8 protein-coding genes are annotated in these 9,452 nt (G+C 63.8%); 3 read left to right on the top strand and 5 right to left on the bottom strand.

The features are described 5' to 3' along the window. Positions 1 to 55: 55 nt before the first annotated feature. The 5 genes from RT460_RS12125 to RT460_RS12105 form a co-directional block, all read right to left on the bottom strand. Positions 56 to 181, bottom strand: a complete 126-nt coding sequence (locus RT460_RS12125) for a hypothetical protein (protein ID WP_313319215.1) — start codon at positions 179 to 181, stop codon at positions 56 to 58. A 220-nt stretch (positions 182 to 401) separates the two neighbouring features. Continuing rightward, a complete protein-coding gene (locus RT460_RS12120; RefSeq protein ID WP_313319214.1) occupies positions 402 to 1,823 on the bottom strand; it encodes a TIGR00366 family protein in 1,422 nt (473 codons plus the stop codon). Positions 1,824 to 1,962: 139 nt separating this feature from the next. Then, positions 1,963 to 2,589: an isochorismate family cysteine hydrolase YcaC gene (gene ycaC / locus RT460_RS12115; protein WP_313319213.1), complete on the bottom strand. Its 627-nt coding sequence runs from the start codon at positions 2,587 to 2,589 to the stop codon at positions 1,963 to 1,965. Between the two features lie 267 nt (positions 2,590 to 2,856). Further along, entirely contained in the window at positions 2,857 to 3,546 is a 690-nt protein-coding gene (locus RT460_RS12110) for an isochorismatase family protein (RefSeq protein ID WP_313319212.1), read from the bottom strand. A gap of 96 nt (positions 3,547 to 3,642) precedes the next feature. Further along, a complete protein-coding gene (locus tag RT460_RS12105; protein WP_313319211.1) occupies positions 3,643 to 4,509 on the bottom strand; it encodes a pirin family protein in 867 nt (288 codons plus the stop codon). Positions 4,510 to 4,635: 126 nt separating this feature from the next. On the opposite strand from RT460_RS12105, the gene RT460_RS12100 reads away from it, so the two are divergent. The 3 genes from RT460_RS12100 (at position 4,636) to RT460_RS12090 (ending at position 8,980) form a co-directional block, all read left to right on the top strand. After that, positions 4,636 to 5,541: a LysR family transcriptional regulator gene (locus RT460_RS12100; RefSeq protein WP_313319210.1), complete on the top strand. Its 906-nt coding sequence runs from the start codon at positions 4,636 to 4,638 to the stop codon at positions 5,539 to 5,541. An 87-nt stretch (positions 5,542 to 5,628) separates the two neighbouring features. Next, a complete protein-coding gene (locus RT460_RS12095; RefSeq protein WP_313319209.1) occupies positions 5,629 to 6,810 on the top strand; it encodes an OmpA family protein in 1,182 nt (393 codons plus the stop codon). 250 nt (positions 6,811 to 7,060) lie between these two features. Beyond that, positions 7,061 to 8,980, top strand: coding sequence for a hypothetical protein (locus RT460_RS12090; RefSeq protein ID WP_313319216.1), 1,920 nt, complete (start codon positions 7,061 to 7,063; stop codon positions 8,978 to 8,980). Positions 8,981 to 9,452: the final 472 nt, after the last annotated feature.

Below are 9,452 nucleotides of genomic sequence, written 5' to 3'. Positions count from 1 at the left end.
GTCATTGAGGATTGGACTCCAAACCGTTGTGCTACTCAATCTTGGGGGGACGTCGTCAAGATGAAATTCTTCCTGTGACTCTCTTAGAGCCAACTGTTGGTTGGCTATGAATATCTTGACTAGTCTGTTTTCCCAATCGGCGGCTATCGCCCATCGGGATTTTGGTGATGTAGATGTTCATGGAATCTATTCCGGGCACCTTAAAGGATAGAGGACTAGGAGATTTGGATGCATGTCTGCATTCATGTTGATTCTCGGAATTTTTGCTTCCGATCATAATTCTATCTTTCGAATTTCCGGATTTCTCAAATAGATATTTTCATTTAGGCGCAGCATGTTGCACAAAAAGCAAAACGCCACGCATGGCGTGGCGTTTTGCTTTCAACAACTGCGGCGAGCCATCAAGGCATCACAGGCGGCGTGTAGGTCAGGGTTGCACCCAGCGCCCACAACAGCAGCAGCACCAGTGGCGTGTGCACCAGCAGCTGCACGAAGGTGAAGCCGATCAGGTCGCGGGCCTTCAGTCCGAGCACGCCGAGCAGCGGCAGCATGTAGAACGGGTTGATCAGGTTGGGTAGCGCTTCTGCAGCGTTGTAGATCTGCACCGACCAGCCCAGGTGGTACTTCAGGTCGTTGGCTACCTGCATCACGTAGGGGGCCTCGATGATCCACTTGCCGCCACCGGACGGAATGAAGAAGCCCAGCACCGCCGAGTAGCTGCCCATCAGCAGCGCATAGGTGTCGTGGCTGGCGATCTGGGTAAAGAAGGTGGAGATGATGTGCGCCACGCTATGGCCTTCGCTGCCGTTGACCGTGGTCATGATGGCGGCGATGGAACCGTACAGCGGGAACTGGATCAGCACGCCGGTGGTTGACGGCACTGCGCGTGCCACGGCATCGAGGAAGCTGCGCGGGCGCCAGTGCAGCAGCGCGCCGGCCATCAGGAACAGCAGGTTGTAGGTGTTCAGGCCGGAAATGGCCTGGATGGCCGGCTTGGTGCTGAACTCGTGGATCAGCCAGCCCGCAGCCAGCGCCACCAGCAGCAGGATCAGCAGCGGGCTGTGTTCCAGCCATTCGCCGGGGCGGGTGGGTTTGGTTTTGGCCGGGGCCGCATCGGTGGTGACGTCCACACCGCAATCGGCGGCATCGCGTGCGGAGTTGGCGGCTGGCGCGGTGACGTAGGAAATCACCAACGACACCACCACCAGCGCGGCCAGCAATACGCCGGACTGCCACAGGAAGATGGTTTCGGTGAACGGAATGACGCCGGTGATCGACAGGATCGACGGCGGCAGGCTGGCCGGGTTGGCCTGCAGCTGCGCAGCCGACGAGGACAGGCCCAGCGCCCATACCGCGCCCAGGCCGAGATAGGCAGCGGCACCGGCGGCGCGGTAATCCATCTTCAGCTCGCTGCGGCGGGCCAGGGCGCGCACCAGCAGGCCGGCGAAGACCAGGCTCAGGCCCCAGTTCAGCAGCGAAGCGGTCATCGAGACGATGGCCACCAGGGCGACGGCGGTGCGACCGTTCTTGGGCACACGCGCCAAGCGATCAATCAGGTGCGAGGCGGGGCCGGACGAGGCCACCACATAGCCGCCGATCACCACGAAGGCCATCTGCATGGTGAAGGGGATCAGGCTCCAGAAGCCGTCACCGAAGGCCTTGGCGGTTTCGGTAGGCGCGGCGCCGATGGACAGCGCGGCCAGCGACACGGCGGCCAGGGCGAGGGCGGCAAACACCCAGGAGTCGGGGAACCAGCGCTCGGCAAAGTTCGCGCAGCGGATGGCGAAGCGCGCCGAGGCGGTGTCTCGGGTGGTGGATTGCATGGGCTACTACCGTGTGGAAACAACCCCGGGACGGTAGCGCGGCAAGGGCGATGCGCGGAACTGGACCTTTGGATAGTGCCTGCGTATTCATGCAAGAACGCCGCCTGCGAACAGGCGGCGTCCCGTTCCCGCTGCGGGCTTACTTGCCGGCAGTGAGCTTGGTGTAGCTGGTGATCAGGTTGCGGTAGTCGGGGATGTGATTGGAGAACAACGCGCCCAGGCCTTCCACATCATTGCGCCAGTCGCGGTGCAGCTCGCAGGCCACGCCGAACCAGGTCATCAGCTGCGCGCCGGCCTGTTCCATGCGGCTCCAGGCGGCCTGCTGGGTCATGCTGTTGAAGGTGCCCGACGCATCAGCGACGACAAACACCTCGAAGTCCTCGGCCAGCGCCGACAACACCGGGAACGACACACAAACCTCGGTGACCACGCCGGCAACCAGCAGCTGCTTCTTGCCGGTGGCCTTGACCGCCTTGACGAAGTCTTCGTTGTCCCAGGCATTGATCTGGCCGGGGCGGGCGATATACGGGGCATCCGGGAACAGCGCCTGCAGTTCCGGCACCAAGGGGCCGTTCGGGCCGTCTTCAAAGCTGGTGGTGAGGATGGTGGGCAGCTTGAAGTAGTTGGCGATGTCGGCCAGCGCCAGCACGTTGTTCTTGAACTTGTCCGGGTCGATATCGCGGACCAGCGACAGCAGGCCGGTCTGGTGATCGACCAGCAGTACGGCGACATCGTCTTTGTTGAGGCGGGTATAGGGCTTGCTCATGAAAAACTCCTGGTGTTTCCTTCTCCCTCCGGGAGAAGAGCCTGTCCCCGCGAAGGCGGGGATGCCCCGAAGGGGCGGATGAGGGTGCGGTTGCAATGCATCGTTGAACGTTGAAATGCACGTGTTGTTAGCGAGTGTTGGCTTCGTTTGCCCTCACCCCAACCCCCGCTTCGCCCCCGGCCCTTGCGCTGACGCAAGGGCGTTCGAGAGGCAGCGAACCGGTGGTTCGCAAGCAGCCCCTCTCACCCCGAAGGGTGAGGGGCTTGTTCAACTGCGCTGCGAATCCAGCTGCTCGTGGTTGGTGACTACTTCCTGCGCCTTGCTGTAGCTCTCGATCAGCAACTGGTAGTTGGGGAAGATGTTGGTGTACGCCTGCGCCCATTCGGCGGCGTCTTCGCGGTTCCAGGTCTTCTGCAGTTCCGAGGCGACCGCGGCCACGTCGATTACCACGACGCCGGCCTGCATCATCCGCGCCAGGGTGATTTCCTGCGCCTGCTTGGAATAGGTGCCGGAGGCATCGATCACCGCGAATACCTGGTAGCCCTCGGCTACCGCTGCAATCGACGGGAACGCCATGCACACGCTGGTAATGGTGCCGGCGATGATCAGTTGCTTCTTGCCGGTGTCTTTCACCGCCTGCACAAAATCCGGGTTGTCCCAGGCGTTGATTTCACCTTTGCGTGCCACGTATTTTGCGTGCGGCGCGTTCTGGTGGATCTCCGGAATCAGCGGGCCATTCGGGCCCTGCGGCACCGAGGCGGTGGTGATCACCGGGATCTTTGCCAGCGAAGCCAGCTTGGCCAAGGTCGAGGCCAGCCGGCGCAAGGTGGTGAACGGCATGTCGTGCACGGTCTGGAACAGGCCGCTCTGGTGATCGATCAACAGCATCGCGACGTTGTCCGGATCGATGACGGGTTTTGCGCCGTTGAAGTTGGCTACTTGAGGGAAGGTATACATGGCTATCTCACCACTGGGAGAGGCAGGGTCGCGCTGACGGGGCAACGCCAGCGCGAGAGAAAGATGACCGGGTGGTTGAATCCGGTCATCGGCGGATTACGCAGCAATCTGGCCGAAGCGGCCGGAGTTGAAGTCGTCCATCGCCTGACGGATTTCTTCCTGCGTGTTCATCACGAACGGGCCGTAACCGGCGATGGGTTCATCGATCGGCTCGCCGGCCAGCACCAGCACGGTGGCGTCGGCATTGGCTTCCATTTCCACTTCACCGGCAGCGCGATCGAACAGCACCAGCTGGCCTTCGCGGGCCACCTGGCTGCCGTTGAGCAGCACCGTGCCATGCAGTACCACCATCGCCACGGTGTGGCCTTCGGCGAACTGCAACGCGGTGTGCTGGTCACGCTGCAGGCGCAGGTCCCACACGTCCATCGGGGTGTGCGTGCGGGCCGGGCCACGCTGGCCACCGAACTCGCCGGCAATCACCCGCACCGTGCCGGCGCCATCGGCCAGCGGTACGACCGGGATGTCGGCATTGCTGATGTTCTGGTAGCCCGGTGCGGCCATCTTGTCCTTGGCCGGCAGGTTGACCCACAGCTGCACCATTTCCAGCTTGCCGCCGCGCTGGGTGAACGCCTCGGAATGGAACTCCTCGTGCAGGATGCCAGAGGCAGCGGTCATCCACTGCACGTCGCCAGGGCCGATCTCGCCACCGGCGCCGGTGGAGTCGCGGTGCGCCACTTCACCGTCATAGACGATGGTGACGGTCTCGAAGCCACGGTGCGGATGCTGGCCGACGCCGCGCGGGGTGTCTGCCGGGCTGAACTCGGCCGGGCCTGCATGGTCCAGCAGCAGGAACGGGCTGAGCTGGCGGCCATGGGTGTTGTACGAAAACAACGAACGGACCGGGAAGCCATCACCCACCCAGTGCGGGCGGGGGGCGCTATACAGACCACTGATCTTCTTCATCTGTCTGCTCCTTGTGCGGCGCCGGGGCGGCGCCTGCGATGGGGCAAAGATTAGGTTTGGGACGATCACGCCGGTAGACGGCAAAAAGTGGTCTCATAGTCCCATTTGGTGAACGATGGGGCCGCAATGCAGGACCTGAATGACCTGTACTACTACGCAAAGGTGGTCGAGCACGGCGGCTTTGCCCCGGCCGGGCGCGCGCTGGGCGAGCCCAAGTCCAAGCTGAGCCGGCGCATCGCGGTGTTGGAGGAGCGCCTGGGGGTGCGCCTGATCCAGCGTTCCACCCGCCATTTCTCGGTCACCGAGATCGGCCAGACCTTCTACGCCCACTGCCGGGCGATGCTGGTTGAAGCCGAGGCGGCCGCCGAGTCGATCGAGGTCACCCGCTCGCAGCCGCGCGGCGTGGTGCGGGTCAGCTGCCCGACCATGCTGCTGGATTTCCGGGTGGCGGCGATGGTGGCCGACTTCATGACGCACTGCCCCGATGTGGAAGTGCATCTGGACGCCACCAACCGCCGCGTCGATGTCATCGCCGAGGGTATCGATGTCGCCATCCGCGTGCGCCCGCCGCCGCTGGAGGACAGCGAGCTGGTGCTGAGGGTGCTGGGCGAACGCACCCAGTGTCTGGTTGCAGCACCCTCGCTGCTGCAGCGCTGCGGCGAATCACATGGGCCTGCCGATCTGCATCGTCTGCCCAGCGTTTCGTTGGGCGTGCCGCAGAGCGAACACGTCTGGCACCTGATCGGCCCGGAGGGCGCGCTTGCCGACGTGCCACATCAACCACGCCTTATCACGCGCGGCATGCTGGCGCTGCGCGAAGCAGCCGTGGCCGGCGTTGGCGTGGCGCAGTTGCCGACCATGATCATCCGCGAGGCCCTGGATGCGGGGCAGTTGGTCAATGTCGCGCCGGGTTGGGCGCCGCCGAAGGAAATCGTGCATGCAGTGTTTCCCTCGCGGCGTGGCCTGCTGCCGTCGGTGCGTTTGTTCATCGATCACCTGGCGGCCTCGTTTGCGGCACTGGATGAAACCTGAGCGCAGCCCAGCGTGAATGCGCGGCGGTCACGGAACTTGAACAAGGCCTTGGCAAAAATGCGCATTCCGCACAAAGGGAGTTGCTGCATGCGTGTTGCCGCCGTGAGCTTGGCTTGTTTCACCGTCTTGGCCAGCGCCTGTGGGCGTGGACCTTCCAGCGACCAGGCGGCAACGCCATCGGCACCGGCCACTACGGAAGCTGCACCTGCAGCCCAGGCCACGGAAGTCCTTACCGCAGGCAGCATCGAGTTCCCGGTGATCCCGCCGATCATGGTGCCCAGCATCGAAGGCGTGGGCCCGGCGCAGAAGCAACTGGAAAGCTCGATGCAGGAATTGATCGATCCGGTGGCCGGCATCAGTGTCCGGCCTGCCAACTGCGCCACCGATGGCGGCCTGGTCAACGAAAGCGGCTTCACCAATGTCGATGAGCAGGGCAACCTGGAGCGCGTTGGCAAGCAGGGCGTGTTCAACGTCGGCGCCGATGGCAGCGGCCAGGCGGTAACCGGTGATGGCGTGGTGGAAGTGAACCCGGATGGCAGCGGCAAGGTGGTGAACGGCGCCGGCACGTTCGAGGTGAACGCCGATGGTTCCGGCAGCTATGTGGGCGAGTACGGCACCATCGAGTTGGACGGCAAGGGCGCGGGCAGCTGGGTGGGCGCCTTCGGCACCATCGAAAACCACGGGGATGGTTCCGGCAGTTGGGTAGGTGGCGAAGGCAGCATCGAGATCGCTGCCGACGGCTCCGGCAAATGGATTGGCGGCCCGGAAAGCATCGTCGAGAACCGTGGCGATGGCAGCGGCAGCGTGGGCGCGGTCGAGCGCGAGGTGAAGATGGCGCCGCTGCCGCCACTGCCGCCGGCCGGCAAGTTCCCGCTGTTGAACAAGTTCAAGCCATCGGGCGCGCCGTGTGGGTTTGTGATCACCCTCAACGACAAGGTGCTGTTCGACTTCGACAAGGCCGACATCCGCCCGGATGCAGGCAAGGTGCTGGATGTGCTGGCGGGCGCATTGGCCAAGGTGCCTGACAGCGCGATGGAAATCCGTGGTCACACCGACGCCAAGGGCAGCGACGACTACAACCAGAGCCTGTCCGAGCGTCGTGCACAGGCGGTGGTAGCCGCCCTGCAGCAACGCGGCGCGGCGAAGGACGCCACTGCGCATGGCTTCGGCGAGTCTCAGCCGGTAGCCCCGAACGAAGTAGCTGGCAAGGACAACCCCGGCGGCCGCCAGCTCAACCGCCGCGTGGAGATCTTCGTCCGCACCCAGTAGCGGCAGCGGCTTAGGCCGCGAAGCCATACATCACGAATGCCGGACCGGCAGGCATTCGTGCTTTCGCAGCAACACCGTGCGCGCAGACACATCGATTACCCGCCATCGCATTGCGGGTGATTCAGATTTCTGCATGAGGCCTTGCCGAGCATGGCTCGACACTACAGGTGCATGCGGATGACCAACGGCCCGTGTCACCGGCGGTTGGCATGGCGCATGATGGACCTCTGTGACCAACGAGAGGTTGATGATGCATGTGCTCCGTCCTGCAGTGCTGGGGTTGGCCCTGATGGCCGCCATGGGTTTGGCCAACGCGGCGCCGGACGTGCCGGACGTGGATGCACGCGGCATCAAGATCAGCGAGGCGGCCTATCCGGGCACGATCCGCCTGGAAGTCGATGCCACCGACCTGGGCCAGCGCGTGTTCAAGGTACGGCAGACGGTGCCGGTGCAGGCAGGCCTGCAGCGTTTCCATTACCCGGCCTGGCTGCCGGGCAACCATTCGCCCAGCGGCCAGATCGAAAAGCTCGCCGGCCTGGTGGTTACCGGCAACGGCCAGCGCCTGGACTGGGTGCGCGACCCGCTTGATGTCTACACCTTCAATGTGCAGGTGCCCGAGGGTGTGAGCGAACTGCGCATGGACTTCCAGTTCCTCAGCCCCACCGACTCGGCGCAGGGCCGCACGGTGATGACGCCGAACATGCTCAACCTGCAGTGGAACGCGATGCTGCTGTACCCGGCCGGCCACGCCGCGCATGCCATCACCTACCAGGCCAGTGCGCGCTACCCGCAGGGTTGGGACGCGGCCAGCGCGTTGACCGTGGCCAGCCGTAACGGCGACACCGTCAACTACGCGCCGACCAATCTCGAAATCCTGGTTGATTCGCCGGTCTTCGCCGGTCGCTACCACCGCATGTTCGATCTGGCACCGGCCGGCACACGCCCGGTGCGCCTGAATGTATTTGCCGATCGCGCCAAGGACCTGGAAGCCAAGCCCGAGCACATCGAACAGCACCGCGCGCTGGTCACCCAGGCCCGCAAGCTGTTTGGTGCCGAGCATTACGACCACTACGACTTCCTGTTCGCAGTGACCAACCAGCTTGGCGGCATTGGTCTGGAGCATCAGCGCTCCAGCGAGAACAGCGAAGACCGCGACTACTTCAGCGGCTGGGATGCAAAGGTCGGTAGCAGCGATCTGCTCGGCCACGAGTACACCCATTCCTGGGACGGCAAATACCGCCGCCCGGCCGATCTGGCCACGCTGAACTACAACGTGCCGATGCAGGGCAGCCTGCTGTGGGTATACGAAGGCCAGACCCAATACTGGGGCAATGTGCTGACCGCCCGCGCCGGCATCCGCCCGCAGGAAGCCTCGCGCGATGCACTGGCGATGGTGGCGGCCACCTATGCCGACAACCGCCCCGGCCTGGAGTGGCGCTCGCTCGGCGACACCACCAACGACCCGGTGATCGCCCGCCGCAAGCCCAAGCCCTACCGCGGCTACCAGATGAGCGAGGACTACTACCAGGGCGGGCAGATGCTATGGCTGGAGGCTGACGTGCGCCTGCGCACGCTCAGCAGCGGCAAGCGCAGCCTGGACGATTTCGCCAAGGCCTTCTTCGGCCAGAACGACGGCCAATGGGAACGCCCGGACACCTATACCTTCGAAGACGTCGCTGCGACGTTGGAGCAGGTGCAGCCGACCGGCGACTGGTCGCAGTTCCTGCGTGATCGCGTGGACCATCGCGCCGGTCTGGTTGGCGGCATCGAAGCCGCTGGCTGGAAGCTGGTGTACAAGGACAAGCCCAGTGCCTACTTCAAGGCGATGATGAAGGGCCGCGGCGCCAATTTCATCTATTCGCTGGGTGTGTCGCTGAGCCCTGCCGGTTACGTCAATGAAGTGCGTTGGGACAGCGCCGCGTTCAATGCCGGCGTTGGCACCGGCATGCAGGTGTTGGCGGTGAATGACCTGCAATACAGCGCCGACGAACTGGAAGAAGCGGTGCGTGCAGCCAAGGACAGCAAGCAGCCGGTACGCCTGCTGGTCAAGGAAATGGATGTCTACCGCACGCTGAGCATCGACTACCACGATGGCCTGCGTTACCCGACGCTGGAGCGCATCGAAGGCAAGGCCGACTACCTGACGCCGATCTTCACTGCCCGCAAGTAAGGCACCTCGTCGGCGGCTTCCAAACAATCCGGCCAGGCTTTACCTGTAGTGCCGAGCCATGCTCGGCAGGGGCTTTACCGCAAAACCAAAAGCTCCCCTCATCCGCCCCCCCGCCTTCGCGGGGGCAGGCTCTTCGGGGCACCTTCTCCCGCAACCGGGAGAAGGGGCAAGGCAAAAAGCGAAGCGGACCTTGTAGTGCCAAGCCATGCTCGGCAGGGGCTTTACCGCAAAACCCAAAGCTCCCCTCATCCGCCCCTTCGGGGCACCTTCTCCCGCAAGCGGGAGAAGGGGCAAGGCAAAAAGCGAAGCGGACCTTGTAGTGCCGAGCCATGCTCAGCAGGGGCTTTACCGCAAGATCCAAAGCGTCCCCTCATCCGCCCCTTCGGGGCACCTTCTCCCGTGAACGGGAGAAGGGAAAAAGCCAAAGCCAAAGCCAAAGCCAAAGCCAAAGCCAAAGCCAAAGCCAAAGCCA

This window comes from Stenotrophomonas sp., assembly GCF_032061965.1.
In the GTDB taxonomy this organism is placed as follows: domain Bacteria; phylum Pseudomonadota; class Gammaproteobacteria; order Xanthomonadales; family Xanthomonadaceae; genus Stenotrophomonas.
The sequence above is the reverse complement of the archived record's forward strand: the minus strand, read 5'-3'. Positions and strand labels throughout refer to the sequence as shown.

Bases quoted from the DNA above. Each gene is read 5' to 3' on its own strand.
- RT460_RS12100 (WP_313319210.1), top strand. From the start codon at position 4,636: ATGCAGGACCTGAATGACCTGTACTACTACGCAAAGGTGGTCGAGCAC.
- RT460_RS12110 (WP_313319212.1), bottom strand. From the start codon at position 3,546: ATGTATACCTTCCCTCAAGTAGCCAACTTCAACGGCGCAAAACCCGTC.
- ycaC (WP_313319213.1), bottom strand. From the start codon at position 2,589: ATGAGCAAGCCCTATACCCGCCTCAACAAAGACGATGTCGCCGTACTG.
- RT460_RS12105 (WP_313319211.1), bottom strand. From the start codon at position 4,509: ATGAAGAAGATCAGTGGTCTGTATAGCGCCCCCCGCCCGCACTGGGTG.
- RT460_RS12090 (WP_313319216.1), top strand. From the start codon at position 7,061: ATGCATGTGCTCCGTCCTGCAGTGCTGGGGTTGGCCCTGATGGCCGCC.
- RT460_RS12095 (WP_313319209.1), top strand. From the start codon at position 5,629: ATGCGTGTTGCCGCCGTGAGCTTGGCTTGTTTCACCGTCTTGGCCAGC.
- RT460_RS12125 (WP_313319215.1), bottom strand. From the start codon at position 181: ATGAACATCTACATCACCAAAATCCCGATGGGCGATAGCCGCCGATTG.
- RT460_RS12120 (WP_313319214.1), bottom strand. From the start codon at position 1,823: ATGCAATCCACCACCCGAGACACCGCCTCGGCGCGCTTCGCCATCCGC.